Here is an 18,438-nt window from a genome sequence, read left to right as displayed (position 1 = left end):
AGCGATCACCGCAGGGTGGCGATATTGGCAGGGAGTGCACGAGGTACCGAAAAGGTGCATCGACCGAGACGTCCGTGGCGGAGAAGAACAACACGCTTTGCCTTGTTCACGAGACCACCATGCGCATGAACCTGCCGGTCACTGGCCGCGACGTTTCCATCAGCGACACCGCCAATATTCTCTCCACCACGGATCTCAACGGTGACATCACCTATGTGAATCCGGACTTCATCAAGATCAGCGGCTTCGAGGAAAGCGAGCTGCTTGGTCAGCACCACAACATCGTCCGCCATCCGGACATGCCCACCGAGGCCTTCGCCGACCTGTGGTCGAGCGTACGGGGCGGCAGCTCATGGATGGGTATGGTGAAGAACCGCTGCAAGAACGGCGATCACTACTGGGTCAGCGCGTTCGTCACGCCGATCAGCCGCAACGGTCGGGTCGTCGAATACCAATCGGTACGCACCAAGCCCGCGCCGGCTCAGATCGCAGCCGCCGAGCAGCTGTACGCGCAGTTGCGCGACAAGCGTCCACCGGTCGCGCTGCGCCGTGCACCGCTGAGCGCCCGCAGTCGCGTCGCGCTTCTGGCGGCGCTGGGTGCCGCGCCGTGCGTGGTCGGCGCGCTGTTGGCTGGAGCGGGTCTGATCGCTGCGCTGGCCACCGCCGCTGCCGCCGTGCTGGGCGCAGGTGCAATGGCGTATGTCGCGCTGACGCCTCTGCAGCGCCTCGCCGAGCAGGCACGCAGGGTCGGTGACAACCCGGTGGGGCAGCTGGTCTATGCCGGCCGGCGTGATGAATTCGGCCAGATCGCCTTTGCCATGAAGATGCTGGAAACCGAGGCCGGCGCCATGGTCGGCCGTATCGGCGATGCCTCGCGTCAACTCAGCCAGCATGCCCACGAACTGCTCGGTGCGATGGACAGCAGCACGCAGAGCGCTGCACGCCAGCAAAGCGAAACCGATCAGGTCGCCACGGCGATCAACCAGATGGCGGTCAGCGTGCAGGAAGTGGCAAGCAACGCCCAGCGCACCGCCGAGGCAGCCAGCCGCGCGGACAGCGAAGCGGCGACCGGCACCGAGGTGGTCAACCGTACCGGGGCGGCCATCGGCCGACTGGCGCAGGACATCCAGCAAGCCGGTGACGTGATTCATGAGCTGGAGGCGCACAGCAATGACATCACCAAGGTGCTCGACGTCATTCGCGGCATCGCCGAGCAGACCAACCTGCTGGCGCTGAACGCCGCCATCGAGGCGGCGCGGGCCGGCGAGCAGGGCCGTGGCTTTGCCGTGGTCGCCGATGAAGTACGCAGCCTGGCATCGCGGACCCAGCAGTCGACCCAGGAGATCAACAGCATGATCGGCGCGCTGCAGGGCGGTGCACGGCAGGCGGTGGAGGTCATGCAGCGCAGCCGCGAGCAGGCCATGCAGAGCGTCGAACATGCGGCCCAGGCGGCGCGCTCGCTGCAGGGCATCAACAGCCGGGTCAACGAGATCAGCGCGATGAGCATACAGATCGCCGCGGCCGTCGAGCAGCAGAGCGCGGTCAGCGAGAACATCAACCAGAACATCGTCAGCATTCGCGGCGGCTCCGATCAGCATGTGGAGAGCGGCCTGCGCAGCCGGCAGAGCGCGTCGGGCGTCGCCGAGCTGGCGAGCAGCATGGAGATGTTGGTGCAGCAGTTCTGGACGCGGCGACGCGGCTGAAGGCTTGCCGATGCGCCGAAATGGTGCGTGCTGGAGAGGGCGCGGCGCATTGCCCGCGCCATCTGCGCCGGGCTTGTTACGCTGCGCCCGTAAAGGCAAAATGCCACTAGTTTCGCATGCTGCGAAAGCTGCTTTACCGCTCAGGACAACCGGACCTGATAGCTAAGGCGCCAGCCGTGACATTCCCTTGGGGGTGCACCACGGCTGGCGCCTTTTTTTTGGGCTCGTTTCGCTGCAAGGCGCGCCCTGACAGAGATCGGCACTCAACCTGCATGTGCTTGCACGAAAGATGAATCAATGCTGACCGAAGAGACGCTGCGCACTGCGCTGGAAGAAACCATTCAGGTACTGGAACGCACGCGACGCTCGTTCAAATCGCGCGAGCTCGGCCAGCTGCGCCGGCGCCTGATTGAACTGCTCGAGCAACTGGAAACTGACACGGGAGAGAAGGGCGAGCGCTGATCGCCAAACCGTAACCGGCCCCCTGTACAAGGATGTCCGCCGCATCCATGCGAGCGCTGCCAACAGAAGCGGCGCCGAACCTGCCTCGCGTACTCAGACCCCATTTCCAAGGAAGATCTGTTTATGCGCACCAACCTCCCCGTCAACGACCGCGAAGTCACGGTCGGCGAGACGGCGAACATCCTGTCCACCACCGATCTGAACGGCACCATCACTTACGCCAATCCGGATTTCGTGGCGATTTCCGGCTTCAGCGAAGACGAGCTGCTCGGTGAGCCGCACAACCTCGTGCGGCACCCCGACATGCCCGAGGCCGCTTTTGCCGACCTCTGGCAAACGCTGCAGGCGAACAGGTCGTGGATGGGCATCGTCAAGAACCGCTGCAAGAGCGGAGATCACTACTGGGTCAGCGCGTTCGCCACACCCGTCGGCCGCGACGGCAAGGTCGTCGAATACCAGTCGGTGCGGACCCGCGCGCAGCCCGAACAGATTCGCGCCGCCGAGGCGCTTTACGCACGCCTGCGCGAGGGCCGTGCCGCAGGCGCATTGCGCGCTTCGCCGCTCGGGTTGCGTGGCCGGGTGGCGCTGCTGGCTGGCCTCGGCAGTGCCGCAGGCGCGGCGCTCGGCGCGTTGCTGCTCGGTGCGCCGCTGGCCGCCGGTGCCGCCGCGGTCGTGCTAGGCGGTGCGGTGGCCACTGGGTTGGCGGCGCTGGCGCTCGCACCGCTGACGCAGCTGGCGCGCCAGGCGCGACGCATCGGCCACAACCCGGTCAGCCAGTTTATCTACACCGGACGCCGCGACGAGATCGGCGAGATCGCCTTCGCCATGAAGATGCTGGAAACCGAAGCCGGCGCCATGGTCGGGCGCATCGCCGACTGCAGCCGCCAGCTCAGCAGCCACGCCCGCGACCTGCTCGGTGCCATGCATGGCAGTACCGAAAGCGCCTCGCGCCAGCAGCAGGAAACCGATCTGATCGCCACGGCGATTCGGCAGATGACCGCCAGCGTGCAGGAAGTCGCCCTCAACGCGCAGCGCACGGCCGAGGTGGCGGCCCGCGCGGACAGCGAAGCGGCCAGCGGCCGGGAGATCGTCGGCCTCACCGGCAGCAGCATCACGCGGCTGGCCGGGGACATCCAGCAGGCCGCCGAAGTCATTCATCAGCTGGAAAGCCACAGCCAGGAAATCAGCCGCGTGCTCGAGGTGATTCACAGCATTGCCGAGCAGACCAACCTGCTCGCGCTCAATGCCGCCATCGAAGCGGCGCGTGCCGGCGATCAGGGCCGCGGTTTCGCTGTGGTGGCCGACGAGGTGCGTCAGCTGGCATCGCGCACATCCAGCGCGACCACCGATATCCAGAGCATGATCGGCTCGCTGCAGGCCGGTGCGCGCCAGGCCGTGGACGTCATGCAGCGTAGCCGCGAGCAGGCTCAGCACAGCGTCAGCCATGCCGACCAGGCCGAGCATTCGCTCGGCGGCATCAACAGCCGGGTCAACGAGATCAGCGCCATGAGCAGCCAGATTGCCGCAGCGGTGGATCAGCAAAGCTCAGCCAGCGAGGAGATCACCCAGAGCATCGTCAGCATCCGCGGCAGCTCAGACAATCACGTTGCCACCGGCCTGCACAGCCAGCGCAGCGCCTGCGGCGTCGCCCAGCTGGCCGATGGCATGCTCGAGCTGGTGCAACAGTTCTGGGCGCGGCGGCGGGCGTGATCGCTGCAGTCTGTCGCTTGCACGGGACAGACTGATATCAGAATGGCATCATGCGCTCGTCGGCGCTTATTAAATGACGCCGGTTGGCTGGCACTTCGCTGGCCATTGCCGCGCCGACGAGGCATTTCCACATGATGCGCGCCTTACTGCTGATGGTCGCCTGCCTGACGTTGCTGCCCTGGACCGGCAACGCGATGGCGGCTGAGCCATCGCCGGTGCTGCAGACGAGGGGGGCGGCGACGCTGCAGGTCGGCGCAGTGGAATACCTGCTGGGCAGGCCGGACGCGGATTACACCCAGATCGCCGCAGCGGATCTGCCCTGGCAGCGGCTGAACAAACCCAACCTTGGCAAACAGCGCGACGGTGCCTGGCTGCGCCTCCGGCTGCATAACACGGGCGACGCCGCGAAGCGCTGGTACCTGCTGCTGAAATGGCCGGTGCTCGACCGCGTCGCGGTGCGCCTGTATTACCCGGACAGCGACCGCTGGGGGCAATCCATGCTGGCCGGGGATGCCGTGGCACTGAGCAGCCGACCGCTGGCCGACCATCACTTCGTCTACCCACTCGAGCTGCCGGCGGGCGAGCGAGCGGTGGTCTATCTGCAGCTGCAGGCCAGGGAAACCCTCGCCCTGCCGCTGGAGCTGATCGACGAAAAGCAGCTGATCGAGGGCAAGCTCCGCGACGTCACGCTGGTCAGCCTGTTCTTCGGCGGCATCCTGGTGATCGTGCTGTACAACTGCAGCCTGCTGATCTTCACCCGCGACGGCAGCTACTTCCTCTACGTGCTTTACCTGCTCAGCGCGGTGTTCTACGTGCTGACCATTACCGGCTTCGGCCAGCTCTACCTCTGGCCGGAAATTCCCGAGCTGTCGGCACGCTTCTACGGCCTTTCCGCGGCGCTGTGCTTCTTCACGCCGATGCTGTTCGCCCTGCGCTTTCTCGGCATACGCCGCTATGGCGGCTGGGTCTGGGCGGTGTCCATTAGCCTCACCGGCTACTGGGGCGTGGCGGTGCTCATGCTGCTACTGGCACCGACCCTGGCGCGCTATCTGTTCATGGACAGCGTCGCGCTGCTGCATTGCGTCGTGACCATGGCCGTGACGCTCAACCTGTGGATGCGCGGCAATCCGTCCGCGCGGCTGTTCAGCATCGCCTGGAGCACCTTGCTCGGCTTCACCGTGGTCAACCTGCTGGCGCTCAACGGCACCTTGCCACTCAACGCCTGGACGCTGAATGGCCAACTGATCGGCATGTTCGCTGAGTTCGTGCTGCTATCCATGGCGCTGGCCGAGCGCATCAACGTCGAACGCAACCGGCGCATCGCCGCGCAGCAACTGGCATTGCACGCCTCGGAATCGCTGGCCGAGGAGCGCGCACTGCGCTTGCAGGCCAAGCAGGAGGCGCTGGATCTGCAACTGCGCGCCAACGAGGTGCTCGAAGCGCGGGTGTACGAACGCACCCGTGCGCTGGAAGAAGTCCGCCACGGCCTGGAAGCCGCCAATGCCGAACTGATGCGCTTGAGCACCACCGATTCGCTGACCCAGCTGGCCAACCGCCGGCGTTTCGATCGTCTGCTGGACGAGGAAATCCGCCGCGCGCGGCGCGCCGGCAGCCCACTATCGGTGTTGCTCGCCGATATCGATCACTTCAAGCGGGTCAACGACAGCTACGGCCACCCCTTCGGTGACGAGTGCCTGCGCCAGGTCGCGGCAGTGCTCGCCGCCCACTGCCAGCGCGCCGGCGACGTCGCGGCGCGCTATGGCGGTGAGGAGTTCGTCGTCCTGCTGCCGGGGCTCGACGCCGAACAGGCCGTCGCCCTGGCGGAATCGATCCGCTGCACGATCGCGCACCTGCAGCTGCAGCATGGCGAACAGCCGGTGGCGCTGACCATCAGCCTTGGCGTCGCCACGCTGACCCCCTCGCTCGTCGCGCCGGCCGATCTGCTGGCGGCGGCGGATGCGGCGCTCTATCAGGCCAAGAACGCTGGTCGCGACCAGGTGGCTCTGGCCGCTGAGGTAAATGCTGGAGAGCAGACTCCGGCCCTCAACGCTTGAGCGGTATGAAACGGTCCTGCGCGAGGTCCGCGCGGCTCGCTGGCATGCCCTGAAAAAGGGACCGCCCGCTGCGCGCCTAAATACAAAAAGTTACATACAATGACCCGCTTCAGGCTCCGGTCGCCCGGCGGGGCCGCGCCGATACCACCACGCCCTTCCGAAGCGTTTCCGGCTCGATTCCGGCGGCGCTACCGGCCATGAGAAATCGATGCCGTTCAATGCACTGCTGATCCTGTGCTTCATGCTTCTGCTTGGTGCTGCGCCGGGCCGGGCTGTGGCCGAAGACAGCCTGATGATCGAAAGCCGGCACGCTCCCGGGCTGCAGGTTGGCCAACCGGAGTACGCGCTTGGCCGGCTGGAGTCTGGCTTCGACCAGGCACGCAACGACGACCGGGGTTGGCAGCCGCTGCAGGTACCCAATCTGCTCCGACAGCCAGCAGGCGCATGGCTACGATTCCCGGTGCACAACCTCCAGGCAAATGCCAGCAGCTGGTATCTGTTGCTCAAGTGGCCCGTGCTCGACCGCGTTACGCTGCGCGTCTACTACCCGCGCCGGGACCGATGGGGTGAGCCCATGGTCGCTGGCGATACGCTGGCGGTCAGTCAGCGGCCGGTGGTCGATCACAACCTGGTCTTCCCGCTGAACCTGCAGCCGGGCGAGCAGGCGGTGGTCTATCTGCAGCTGGAGGCCAGCGAGCTGATGGTGCTGCCGCTGGAGCTGGTCGACGAGACGAGCTTCATCGAGGGCAAGGTGCTCGATACGGCGCTGTTCAGCCTGTTCTTCGGCGGCATGATCGTCATCGTGCTGTACAACCTGAGCCTGCTGATTTTCACCCGCGACCTCAGCTATCTGCTGTACGTGCTGTATCTGCTCAGCGCAATGTTCTACGTCGGCACCATGAGCGGCTTCGGCCAGCTGGTGTTGTGGCCCGGCGCACCGCCGTTCTCGGCGCGCTTCTACACGCTGTCGGCAACCCTGTGCTTCCTTACTCCGCTGCTTTTCGTCGTACGCTTTCTGCAGGTTCGCCAGTACGGCGGTTGGGTCTGGCACATCACCTGGGTGCTGGGCTGCTACTGGATCACGGTGCTGTTGGCGGTGCTGCTGGTTCCGGAGCATGCACACTGGCTGTTCATGGAATACGTGGCGCTGCCCTACTGCCTGATCAGCCTGGCGGTGACGCTCACGTTGTGGGCCCGCGGCAACGTATCGGCGCGGCTGTTCAGCATCGCCTGGATAACGCTGCTGGGTTTCACCGTCATTCACCTCCTGGCGCTGTGGGGCTACATGCCACTCAATCGGCTGACGCTGCATGGCCAGCTGATAGGCATGTTCATCGAGTTCGTGCTGCTATCGATGGCGCTTGCCGAACGGATCAACCTGGAGCGCGATCAACGTATCGCCGCCCAGCAGCTGGCGCTGGAGACCTCGCGCAGCCTGGCCGACGAACGCGAGCAGCACCTGCAGGCCAAGCAACAGGCGCTGCTGATCCAACAGCGTGCCAATGAAGAGCTGGAAACGCGCGTAGTGGCGCGCACCAAGGCGCTCGAGGAAGTCCGTCACGGCCTCGAGCTGGCGAATGCCGAGCTGCTCAGGCTGAGCTCCACCGATCCGTTGACGCACCTCGCCAATCGCCGCCAGTTCGATCAGCTACTCGAAGACGAGGTCCGTCGCGGACGCCGCAACGGCACGCCGTTGACGGTCCTGCTGGGCGACATCGATCACTTCAAGCGAGTCAACGACAGCTACGGCCATCCGTTCGGCGACGAGTGCCTGCGCCGGGTCGCGGCGGTACTCCAGCAGCATTGCCAGCGAGCCGGTGATCTCGCGGCGCGTTACGGTGGTGAGGAGTTCGTCATCACGCTGCCGGCAACCGGCGGGCCGCAGGCGGTGCTGCTGGCCGAGCGGATGCGGCAGGATGTCGAGCGGCTTGAGCTCGACTGCGACGGTGAGCGCGTCAGCCTGACCATCAGCTTTGGCGTGGCTACGCTCGATCCGCAAGCCGCGGCGTCGCCGCTGGAGTTGCTCAGTGCAGCAGACCGTGCGCTCTATGAGGCCAAGCGCAGCGGCCGCAATTGCGTGGTCGAGGCCGCCGACCTCGGACCGGATGGCGCGACCGTGTTTGCCTGAGGCGCGGCCGCCCCTCAGCTCTCGGCCGGTACGAAACGCACCCGCACCAGCAGGCCGCCGAGAGCGCCCTGATCCAGGCTGATCTCGGCGCGATGGGCGCGGACGATTTCGCCGACGATGGCCAGCCCGAGGCCGGCACCATGGCCGCCGGTGTCGCGGCGGTAGAAGCGCGCGAAGACGCGATCGCGCTCGGCGGCCGGAATACCCGGGCCGTCGTCCTCCACCTCCAGCACGGCGCCGTCAAGCACCCGCAGCACCACGTTGCCGCCGTCGCCGGTATGCGCCAGCGCGTTGTCCAGCAGGTTGCTCAGCAGTTCGCTGATCAGCGTCGGCTCGCCGTCGATCCATACCGGTGCCTCGGCCTCCAGCGCCAGGGCGACGCCGCGCTTGTGCGCCAGCGCGGCCATCGCCAGGCCCAGCTCGCGGGCCAGCTGCGACAGGTCCAGGCGCTGCGCGCCGCCTTCGGCGATGGATTGCGCGCCGCTTTCGATGCGCGCCAGCGAGAGCAGCTGGTTGGCCAGGTGGATGACCTTGTCGGTGCTCTGTCCGGCGTCTTCCAGGGTGCTGCGCCAGACCGCCGGTTCGGCTTCGCGCAGGCCCAGCTCGATCCGCGCCTTGAGCGCCGCCAGCGGCGTGCGCAACTCGTGGGAGGCATCGGCGATGAAGCGCGCCTGGCGTTCGAACTGGCCGCGCAGGCGTTCGGTGAAGCCGTTGAGCGCGACCACCAGCGGGCGCAGCTCGCGTTGCACGCTGACCAGCGGCAGCGGCCGCAGATCGTCTGGTGTGCGCTCCTGCACCGCCTCGCTGAGCCGGCCCAGCGGCCGCAGCGCGGCACTCACCGCCAGCCATACCAGCAGCAGCGCGGCGACGGCCATCAGCCCGACCCGCCACAGGGTATCGGTGAGCAGGCTGCGTGCCATGCGCTCCCGGGCGCCGAGGGTCTCGGCCACGCGGATCTCGGCGATGCCGTTGAGCTCCGGCTCGCTGACCGGCTGCAGCAGGCTCACCAGTCGCACGCCCTGGCCCTGGAATTCGCCATCGTAGAAGCGCGCCAGGGCCGGGTAATCGTCGGTGCGCGGGGTGTCGGCGGCAGGGGCGGGCAGGTTCTCGTAGCCGCTGACCAGGCGCCCCTGGATGTCCAGCACCCCGTAGTAGATGCGTCCGGCGCTGTCATAGGCGAAGGTGTCCAGCGCCACGTAGGGCACGTTGGCGCGCAGCACGCCCTCGTGAGTGACCAGGCCGTCGGCGATGGCTCGGGCCGAGGCGAGCAGGGTGCGGTCGTAGGCGGTATCGGCAGCGGCACGGCCGTTCCAGTAGGCACTCCAGCCGCTGAACAGCAGCAGCAGCGCGAGCAGGATCGCCAGCCGCCGCAGCAGCCGCGCGCGCAGGCTGCCGGCGAGCGCTTCCTCAGCCATCGAGCGCCTCGAGCAGGTAGCCGAGGCCGCGGAAGGTAACGATGCGTACCGGCTGGCCCTCGAGCTTCTTGCGCAGACGGTGGATGTAGATCTCGATGGCGTCGGCGCTGGCGTCCTCGTCCAGGCCGAATACCTGGGCGGCCAGCTGATCCTTGCTCATCACCCGACCGGGGCGGGCGATCAGCGCTTCCAGCACGCCCTGCTCGCGGGAGGTCAGCGTCAGTGGCTCGTCGGCCAGGCTGAAGCGCCGCGCATCCAGATCGTAGACCAGCGCGCCGCAACGCTGCTGGCGTTCGCCGCCGCCGACGCTGCGCCGCAGCAGCGCCTTGACCCGTGCTTCCAGCTCGGACAGTTCGAACGGCTTGGCCAGGTAGTCGTCGGCGCCGAGGTTGAGCCCGTGCACGCGATCACTGACCTCGCCACGCGCGGTGAGCATCAGTACCGGCAGCGTCTTGCCGCGCTCGCGCAGGCGCGCCAGCACCTGAAAGCCGTCGAGCCGTGGCAGGCCGACGTCGAGGATCGCCAGCGCATAGTCCTCGCTGGCCAGCGCCAGGTCGGCGGCGACGCCATCGTGCAGCAGGTCCACGGTCCAGCCGGCGGCGCGCATTGCCTGCGCCACGCTTTCGGCCAGCTGGGGGTGGTCCTCGACCAGAAGAATTCGCATTGCCTGTCCTCTGCGATGGCGACGGAGCGCCAGTGTAGCGGCAGAACTTTCACGCCGCTGCTGGCTTTCAGCGCTGAAAGGCTGGCGAAAGCTTGACCGCCTAGGATCGCTCGCAGGTGGCTCGAACCACCACGCGCGGCGCATGCGCCGTCACAACAAAAACAATAGTGGAGATACCCCGATGCTGACTGCCGTCAGACGTTCACCCGCTCCTGCCCGTCTCGCTTTGGCCGTTGCCGCCGCCTCGCTGGCACCCATGGCCCAGGCCGCATTCATCGAAGACAGCAGCGCGACCCTGCAGACCCACAACATCTACCTGAACCGCGATTTCCGCGAAGGCAGCGGCCAGTCCAAGCGCGAAGAGTGGACCCAGGGTTTCATCCTCGACGTGCAGTCCGGCTTCACCGAAGGCACCGTCGGCGTCGGCCTGGATGCGCTGGGCATGCTCGGCGTCAAGCTGGACTCCGGCGGTGGTCGCGCCGGCACCGACCTCTTGCCGGTGCAGGACGATGGCGGCACCCCGGACGAGTTCAGCCGCCTGGGCCTGACCGCCAAGGCGAAGATCGCCGAGACCGAGCTGCGCTATGGCTCGCACATCCCGGAGATGCCGGTGGTCAAGGCCAGCGACAGCCGCACGCTGCCGCAGGTGTTCGAAGGCGGCACCGCCACTTCCAAGGATATCGAAGGGCTGACGCTGATCGGCGGGCGCCTGGACAAGGTCATCGACCGCGCTTCGACCAACTCCCAGGACCTGCAGCTGAACAACAAGAACAGCCGTTTCGCCAGTGCCGCCGAGGCCGATCACCTGACCTTCGCCGGGGCCGAATACGCCTTCAACAAGAACCTCACCGGCCGCTACTACTACGGCGAGCTGGATGACGTGTACCGCCAGCATTTCTTCGGCCTGCTGGCGGTCAAGCCGCTGACCGACAACTCCGCGCTGAGCGCCGATCTGCGCGTGATGTTCAGCGACGACACCGGCGCGGCCAACGCCGGCAAGATCGACAACCAGGCCTGGAACGGCATGCTGGGTTACAGCCTCGGCGGGCACAAGGTCAGCCTCGGCTACCAGCAGATGCGCGGCGATACCGGCTATGCCTATATCGATGGCAGCGATCCGTTCCTGGTCAACTTCGTGCAGATCAACGACTTCGCCAACGCCGACGAGCGCTCTTGGCAGGCGCGTTACGACTACAACTTCGCCGCCATGGGCATCCCCGGGCTGACCTTCCTGACCCGCTACATCTCCGGCGACAACGCCGAGTACAGCGGCGGCAACAACGGCAGCGAGTGGGAACGCGACTTCGAGTTCAAGTACGTGGTGCAGAGCGGCCCGCTGAAGAACGTCGCGCTGCGCTGGCGCAACGCGATGTACCGCTCCGACTTCGCCCGCGACGCCGACGAGAACCGTCTGATCGTCAGCTACAGCCTGCCGATCTGGTAAACAGAACAAGAACGCGAGGACTACCCGATGAAAACCAGACTCAGCCGTTTCGCCCTGCTGTCGTCCTGCCTGCTGCTCTCGAGCCAGCTGCTGGCCGAACCCAAGCGCCCCGAGTGCATCGCCCCGGCCAAGCCCGGCGGCGGTTTCGACCTGACCTGCAAGCTGGCCCAGAGCGGCCTGAAGGACAGCGGCCTGCTCGAAGCACCGATGCGCGTCACCTACATGCCCGGCGGCGTCGGCGCGGTGGCCTACAACGCGGTGGTTGCCCAGCGTGCGGCAGAAGCCGGCACCATCACCGCCTTCTCCAGCGGCTCGCTGCTCAACCTCGCCCAGGGCAAGTTCGGTCGCTACGACGAGAACGCCGTGCGCTGGCTCGCCGCGGTCGGCACTGATTACGGCGCCATCTCGGTACGTGCCGACGCGCCGTACAAGAACCTCGACGAGCTGATTGCCGCGGTGAAGAAGGACCCGGGCAGCGTGGTATTCGGCGCCGGCGCCACCATCGGCGGCCAGGACTGGATGCAGACCGCGCTGATCGCCCGCGCTGCCGGTGTCGATCCGAAGAAGCTGCGCTACGTCGCCTTCGAGGGCGGCGGCGAAACGCTCACCGCCATGCTCGGCGGCCATGTGCAGGTCACTTCCAGCGGCCTCGGCGAAGTCACCCCGCAGCTCGACGCCGGCAAGATCCGCATCCTCGCCGTGCTCTCCGACGAGCGTCTGCCGGGCAAGCTGGCCGACATTCCTACTGCCAGGGAACAGGGTTACGACATCAGCTGGCCGGTGATCCGCGGCTTCTACATGGGGCCGGAAGTGCCTGACGAGGACTTCAACTGGTGGAAGACCCAGTTCGACACCCTGCTCGCCGACGAGGACTTCGCCAAGCTGCGCGAACAGCGCGACCTGTTCCCGCTGTCGATGACCGGCGATGAGCTGGAGGCCTTCGTCAAGAAGCAGGTGCAGGACTACAAGGCGCTGGCCGGCGAGTTCGGCCTGGTCAAGTAACGCGAACCGGCCCGCGTTCGCGGGCCGCACGGTCGATCCGGCAGCTGCCGGATCGCCGAATCCCTGAGGTATCCCGTCATGTACGTACGTGTCTTCGCCGCGGCGTGGTTGCTCGCCTGCGCCGGCCTCGCCCTGCTCGCCTGGGGCTTCGAGGCGCCCTTTGCCTACGACCCGGTCGGGCCGCGCGCCTACCCGCTGCTGCTGCTGTTGCTGATGGCCTGTGGTGCGGCGTGGCTGCTGTTCAAGCCGCACGGTGAGCCGACGCCGGCGTTCGATCGGCCCAAGGCGCAGCGCGCCGTGCTGTGCGTGCTGGCCCTGCTGGCCTACGCGCTGCTGTTCGAAACCCTGGGTTTCGTCATCAGCACCGCCCTGGCCGGTTTCGCCCTCGGTCTGCTGTTCAACGGTCGCCTGTGGCCCAGCGTGATCAGCGGTGCGCTGCTTGGCGTGCTGCTCTACGGGCTGTTCGATTACCTGCTGGACGTGCCGCTGCCGCTTGGCCTGCTGCGTCTGCTGGAGAGCTGAAATGGAAACACTGAATTTCTTGATGCAGGGCTTCGATGTCGCCACGCGACCGACCAACCTGCTGGTGGCGCTGTTCGGCGCCTTCGTCGGCACCGTGGTCGGCCTCTTGCCGGGCCTCGGCCCGATCAACGGCGTGGCGCTGCTGCTGCCGCTGGCCTTCGCCCTCGGCCTGCCGCCGGAGACCGCACTGATCCTGCTCGCCGCCGTGTACCTGGGCTGCGAATACGGTGGCCGCATCTCGGCGATCCTGCTCAACGTGCCGGGTGATGCTGCCGCGGTGATGACCACCCTCGACGGCTACCCGCTGGCGCGCCAGGGCAAGGCGGGCATCGCGCTGTCGCTGTCCGCGGTCAGCTCCTTTATCGGCAGCACCATCGCCACCTGCGGGGTGGTGCTGTTCGCCCCGCTGCTGGCCAAGTGGGCGGTGGCCTTCGGCCCGGCGGAGTACTTCGTGCTGATGATCTTCGCCATCGCCTGCCTTGGCGGCATGGTCGGCGACAAGCCGGTGAAGACGCTGATGGCCGCGCTGATGGGCCTGGCCCTGGCCACCGTCGGTGTCGATTCCACTACCGGCGTCTACCGCTTCACCTTCGGCAGCGTCAGCCTGTCCGACGGCATCCAGTTCGTCATCGTGGTGATCGGCTTCTTCAGCGTCAGCGAGATCCTGCTGATGCTGGAGAAAACCCACAGCGGGCAGAAGGCGGTGAAGGCCAGCGGCCGGTTGCTGTTCAACTTCAAGGAGTTCTGTCTGACCTTCTGGACCATGGTGCGCAGCGCCGTGGCCGGCTTCGTCATCGGCACGCTGCCGGGCGCCGGGGCGACCATCGCCAGCGCCATGACCTACATGAGCGAGAAGCGCATGGCCGGCGACAAGGGCCGCTTCGGCGATGGCGACCTGCGCGGCCTGGCGGCGCCGGAAGCGGCCAACAACGCTTCCGCCTGTGGCTCGCTGATTCCCATGCTGACCCTCGGCGTACCGGGTTCGGGCACCACGGCGGTGATGATCGGCGCGCTGACGCTGTACAACATCACCCCCGGCCCGCTGCTGTTCGAACAGCAGCCGGACGTGGTCTGGGGCCTGATCGCTTCGCTGTTCATCGGCAACGTGATCCTGCTGGTGATGAACATCCCGCTGGTCGGCCTGTTCTCGCGCATGCTCGCCGTGCCGAACTGGGTGCTCGTGCCGGCGATCACCGTGATCAGCATGGTCGGCGTGTATTCGGTGCACAGCACCACCTTCGACCTGGTGCTGATGGTCGGCCTCGGCGTGTTCGGCTACTTGCTGCGCAAGCTGGACTTCCCGCTGTCGGCGCTGATTCTCGGCTTTGTGCTCGGCGAGATGATGGAAGACAACCTGCGCCGTGCGCTGTCGATCTCCAACGGTGAGCTGGGCATCCTCTGGGGTAGCCCGATCACCCTGGCGCTGTGGGCGCTGACCGTGGCGATGCTCGGCATGCCGGCGCTGCGCTGGTACCTCAAGCGCCGTCGCGCCAACGTGGTCGAGGCGCAGGCCTGACATGCATCGGCGGCTGCCGGCCTGGTGGGCGACCCCGCTGATCGGTGCGGTCGGCGGCTGGCTGGCAACTCTGGCCAACTGGCCGCTGCCGTGGATGATCGGCTCGCTACTGGCGGTGATCGCCGTGCGCTGCAGCGGCTGGCTGGTGAGCGAGGTGCCGCGCGGCCGTCAGGTCGGGCAATGGATCGTCGCCAGCGCCATCGGCCTGCACTTCACCAGTGAGGTCATGCAGCAGGTGCTGGCGCATCTCGGCGTGATCCTCGCCGGTGCGGTCGGCACGCTGCTGCTGGGCCTGATCGGCCTCTTCATCCTGCTGCGCAGCGGCACCGACCGCGCCACTGCGTTCTTCGCCAGCATGCCGGGTGGCGCCAGCGAAATGGTGGTGCTGGCCAACCGGCACCAGGCTGAACCTGCGCGCGTGGCGGCGGCGCACAGCCTGCGCCTGCTGCTGGTGGTGCTGATCGTGCCGGCGCTGTTCACCTGGGGCCTGCCGACGGTCGCGGCACCGCCTGCGGCCCCGGTGAGCTGGCCCTGGCTAGCCGTGCTGCTGCCGGCCGGCGGTCTGCTGGCGCTGCTCTGGAAGCGTCTCGGCCAGCCCAACCCCTGGATGCTCGGCCCGCTGACCGCCTGCGCCGTGGCCAGCGTAGCATTCGATCTGCACATCGGCCTGCCCGGCTGGGCCGGCGCGCTCGGCCAGTGGCTGATCGGCTGCTCGCTGGCCTGTCATTTCGACCGGCCGTTCTTTCGCAGTGCGCCGGCGTTCCTCGTGCGCATCCTGCTGTTCACGCTGTTCGCCATGCTGGTCGCCGCCGCGCTGGGCGGCGCGCTGGGTTGGATGACCGCGTTGGATGAGGTGTCGCTGATGCTCGGCATGATGCCCGGCGGCATTACCGAGCTATGCCTGACTGCCGAAGCCTTGCAGCTTTCGGTGGCGCTGGTCACCGCGGTGCAGGTGCTCAGGCTGTTCCTGGTGATGTTTCTCGCCGAGCCGCTGTTCCGCCTCTGGCAACGCCGTGCTAGCTGAACGACCTGAATCTGGATCAGGCGGGGCGTCCCGGCAGGTGAGGTTCTCCGGAGATCACTTCCCGCGGCGCGTCGCCGGCTGCTGTGCGCGCTTTGCTGCCGCCGGGACCTTCCAGCGCCGGATAGGCGGCGCTGCAGAACAGTGAATTGAGGCGTTTCATGTCGGCAATCAGCTCCAGGTGCGCGGCGCTGGTCTCGATGCTCTCCACCACCTGCTGGTGCAAGCGCTGCACGTGGGAGTGCGCCAGTTCGCGCTCGAGCTTGCGGAACTGGCGTTTCTGCTGCAGCAGCTGGCGGGCGCTATGGGAATCGCCGGAGATGAAGACCGACAACCCCAGCCGCAGGTTGGTACTCAGCTGGGCGTGCAACTGGCCAAGTTCCTCCAGCCCGCTGTCGGAGAAGGAGCGGCGCTTGGACGTCTTCAGGTTCTGCACCTTGCTGACCATATGCTCGATGATGTCACCGGCCTGTTCCAGGTTGATTGCCAGCTCGATAATCTCTGCCCAGCGCCGGCCCTCCTGCTCGGCGAGGTCTTCGCGCGGCATCTGCGCCAGGTAGAGCTTAACGCCGCTGTAGAGCGCGTCGACGTCATCGTCCAGGCGGCGAATCTCGTCGCCGGGCTCCGGTCGGTCTTCGCGCAGCACCTCCAGCAGCCGCGCCAGCATCAGCTCCACCATGTCGCCGATGCGCAGGGTTTCGCGGACCGCATTGGCCAGCGCCAGGCTCGGCGTATCCAGCGCGGCGGGGTCGAGATGCCGAGGCTGCGCCACGCCGTTGTCCAGCGCACGCTCCGGCAGCAGGTATTCACACAACTGCGCCATCGGCTTCACGGTGGGCAGCAGGATCACGCAGCGCAGGCTGTTGTAGATCAGGTGAAAACCGATCACCTGGGTCTGTGCGCTGACACCCAGGGTGTCCATCCAGGCCACCAGCATGCCGAGAAACGGCAGCACGATCAGCCCGGCCAGCTTGTACAGCAGGTTGCCCAGCGCCACGCGGCGCGCCGAAGCCGGCTGCAGGCTGGCGTTGAACCAGGCGAGCAGGCCGCTGCCGATGTTGGCGCCGATCACCAGACCCAGCGCCACCGGCAGGCTGATCAGGCCGGCACCGGCCAGCGTCGAGGTCAGCAGCACCGCGGCGAGGCTGGAATACGACAGCACGGCGAACAGCGCGCCGACCAGCACCGCGAGCAGGGTGTCGCCGGCCAGCGAGGAGAACAGCACCTGCATGCCGCGCGCCTCGGTGATCGGCTCGGCGGCGTGCACGATCAATTGCAGGGCGAGAATGATCAGGCCGAGGCCGATCAGCACGCGGCCGATCTGGCCGACGCGGGTCTGCTTGCGCGAGAGGAACAGGCAGACGCCGAGCAGCGTCAGCAGCGGCGACAGCCAGGAAAGATCGAGAGTCAGCACGCGGGCCATCAGCGCGGTGCCGACATCCGCGCCGAGCATGATTGCCAGCGCCGTGGGCAGCGCCATCAGCCCCTGGGCAACGAAGGAGATGGCCAGCAGCGCGGTGGCGTTGCTGCTCTGCACCAGCGCCGTAACACCGATGCCGGCGCCGAAGGCCAGCGGCGCATTGCGCATGCTCTGGCCGAGCGCCCGTCGCAGGTGCGAGCCATACACCCGCATGATCCCGGTACGCACGATATGCGTACCCCAGACCAGCAGGGCGATGGACGACAACAGGTGCAACAGGGTCAGCATCGGTCGGGCTCCTGCCCCGGCGAGCAGCAACGACGAAAGCCTGCGTCACAAGGACGCAGATCTTCACCGGGGATACTCGATTGACCCTGGCCTGCCGGCCCCGTTCACCGAAACGTCACAAAGCTTTGCTGGCCGCCCTCTCAGGGGCGGGTGTAGTAGCCCACGCCCAGCAGTACATCGTCGACCCGCTGGATCAGCGTGTGCTTCTGCTCGACCGCGTTGGTCGCCGGGTTGCGCCAGACATAGTCGACGCTGCCGGAGCCCTGCTTGCGGGCCAGTTCGATCATCTCCTTGAACAGTGGCTTGCCGGCGGCATCATTGACGTTGCGCACATCGACACCCACCAGGTTTGGCGAGCTGCCGCTGGCGCGGTAGCGCCCATCGTCGAGGCCGATGACGAAGACGTACTCGTCGTTGAAGACAAAGCCGCCACGCGGATCATTGAAGCTACGGAAGGCGGCGTCGGCGCCCTTGTCCTTGACCTGCTGCACGGCGCGTTCGAGCAGCGCCTTGGCGTGCTCGGCGGTGGCACGCGGGATGTAATAGCCGACGCAGAGCACGTGGTCGCCGACCTTGCGGAACTGGCTGATCTTGTTCTCGACCTTGTTGTCGGCCGGGTTGAGCCACTTGTACTCGACTTCGCCGCTGTCCTGCTTGGCCGACTTGTCGAGAATTTCACGCATAAAGGACTTGCCGGCGGCATCCTTGAGCTCAGCGACGTTCAGTCCGACCAGGCTGGCCGAAGGGCCGCTGCTGGCCTGCATGGTGCCGTCCTCGCCGAGCACGAAGATGTAGTACTGGCCGTGAACGAATTCGCCGTTGCGGTCGTTGAAGGCGGCCAATGCCTGCTCCGGGCCCTTGGCCTGGAAGGTCAACACGGCGCTGTCGAGCAGGGCGCGTGCCTGGCTGGCGTGGCTGCGCTCCACCGAGCCGAGCGTCCGCTGCTGGGCTGGCTCCTGTGCGTGCAGCAGCAGCGGCACGGCGCCCAGCGTGGCAGATAGAGAGAGGGCGAGCAGCTTCTTGCGGTTCCGGTTCATGAACGACTCCTGACCTGATGGCGGGCGACTAAGCGGCCGCCCCGTTGCCCCA

At 66.9% G+C, this 18,438-nt stretch carries 14 protein-coding genes; 10 read left to right on the top strand and 4 right to left on the bottom strand.

Going from position 1 to position 18,438, the window contains the following annotated elements; translation table 11 throughout:
• The first annotated feature begins 119 nt into the window (after positions 1-119).
• The 5 genes from F753_RS27640 to F753_RS27625 all read left to right on the top strand — a co-directional run bounded on the left by F753_RS27640 (position 120) and on the right by F753_RS27625 (position 8,057).
• Positions 120-1,703 carry a methyl-accepting chemotaxis protein gene (locus F753_RS27640; protein ID WP_023443999.1) on the top strand — a complete coding sequence of 528 codons (1,584 nt, stop codon included), beginning with the start codon at positions 120-122 and terminating at the stop codon, positions 1,701-1,703.
• A 297-nt stretch (positions 1,704-2,000) separates the two neighbouring features.
• A complete protein-coding gene (locus F753_RS49675; protein WP_014818674.1) occupies positions 2,001-2,165 on the top strand; it encodes a hypothetical protein in 165 nt (54 codons plus the stop codon).
• A gap of 123 nt (positions 2,166-2,288) precedes the next feature.
• On the top strand, positions 2,289-3,875 hold the full coding sequence (locus tag F753_RS27635; RefSeq protein ID WP_023443998.1) for a methyl-accepting chemotaxis protein: 1,587 nt from the start codon (positions 2,289-2,291) through the stop codon (positions 3,873-3,875).
• 131 nt (positions 3,876-4,006) lie between these two features.
• On the top strand, positions 4,007-5,929 hold the full coding sequence (locus F753_RS27630; protein ID WP_023443997.1) for a sensor domain-containing diguanylate cyclase: 1,923 nt from the start codon (positions 4,007-4,009) through the stop codon (positions 5,927-5,929).
• Between the two features lie 208 nt (positions 5,930-6,137).
• Positions 6,138-8,057: a sensor domain-containing diguanylate cyclase gene (locus tag F753_RS27625; RefSeq protein WP_023443996.1), complete on the top strand. Its 1,920-nt coding sequence runs from the start codon at positions 6,138-6,140 to the stop codon at positions 8,055-8,057.
• A 14-nt stretch (positions 8,058-8,071) separates the two neighbouring features.
• On the opposite strand, the gene F753_RS27620 is transcribed toward F753_RS27625, so the two are convergent.
• The gene (locus F753_RS27620; protein WP_023443995.1) at positions 8,072-9,472 is read right to left on the bottom strand and encodes a sensor histidine kinase; all 1,401 of its coding nucleotides are present in this window, start codon (positions 9,470-9,472) and stop codon (positions 8,072-8,074) included.
• The gene (locus tag F753_RS27615) at positions 9,465-10,136 is read right to left on the bottom strand and encodes a response regulator (RefSeq protein ID WP_014818677.1); all 672 of its coding nucleotides are present in this window, start codon (positions 10,134-10,136) and stop codon (positions 9,465-9,467) included. The genes F753_RS27620 and F753_RS27615 overlap by 8 nt, the downstream gene beginning before the upstream one ends.
• Before the next feature lie 181 nt (positions 10,137-10,317).
• On the opposite strand from F753_RS27615, the gene F753_RS27610 reads away from it, so the two are divergent.
• The 5 genes from F753_RS27610 to F753_RS27590 all read left to right on the top strand — a co-directional run bounded on the left by F753_RS27610 (position 10,318) and on the right by F753_RS27590 (position 15,644).
• Positions 10,318-11,580 (top strand): OprD family porin, encoded by a 1,263-nt coding sequence (locus F753_RS27610; RefSeq protein WP_023443994.1) that lies wholly within the window; start codon positions 10,318-10,320, stop codon positions 11,578-11,580.
• A 27-nt stretch (positions 11,581-11,607) separates the two neighbouring features.
• Entirely contained in the window at positions 11,608-12,582 is a 975-nt protein-coding gene (locus tag F753_RS27605; RefSeq protein WP_023443993.1) for a Bug family tripartite tricarboxylate transporter substrate binding protein, read from the top strand.
• 78 nt (positions 12,583-12,660) lie between these two features.
• On the top strand, positions 12,661-13,104 hold the full coding sequence (locus F753_RS27600; protein WP_023443992.1) for a tripartite tricarboxylate transporter TctB family protein: 444 nt from the start codon (positions 12,661-12,663) through the stop codon (positions 13,102-13,104).
• Position 13,105: 1 nt separating this feature from the next.
• Positions 13,106-14,620, top strand: a complete 1,515-nt coding sequence (locus F753_RS27595; RefSeq protein ID WP_023443991.1) for a tripartite tricarboxylate transporter permease — start codon at positions 13,106-13,108, stop codon at positions 14,618-14,620.
• A 1-nt stretch (position 14,621) separates the two neighbouring features.
• Positions 14,622-15,644 (top strand): AbrB family transcriptional regulator, encoded by a 1,023-nt coding sequence (locus F753_RS27590; RefSeq protein WP_023443990.1) that lies wholly within the window; start codon positions 14,622-14,624, stop codon positions 15,642-15,644.
• A gap of 16 nt (positions 15,645-15,660) precedes the next feature.
• Here the strand turns inward: F753_RS27590 and F753_RS27585 are convergent, their stop codons facing one another.
• Together F753_RS27585 and F753_RS27580 are read right to left on the bottom strand one after the other, a co-directional pair.
• A complete protein-coding gene (locus tag F753_RS27585) occupies positions 15,661-17,349 on the bottom strand; it encodes a Na/Pi cotransporter family protein (RefSeq protein WP_023443989.1) in 1,689 nt (562 codons plus the stop codon).
• A gap of 140 nt (positions 17,350-17,489) precedes the next feature.
• On the bottom strand, positions 17,490-18,386 hold the full coding sequence (locus F753_RS27580; protein WP_023443988.1) for a cache domain-containing protein: 897 nt from the start codon (positions 18,384-18,386) through the stop codon (positions 17,490-17,492).
• Positions 18,387-18,438 lie beyond the last annotated feature (52 nt).

It is taken from the genome of Stutzerimonas chloritidismutans AW-1 (assembly GCF_000495915.1).
GTDB lineage: Bacteria > Pseudomonadota > Gammaproteobacteria > Pseudomonadales > Pseudomonadaceae > Stutzerimonas > Stutzerimonas chloritidismutans.
Note: the sequence above shows the minus strand (reverse complement) of the source record. Positions and strands in the feature narration are given on the sequence as shown.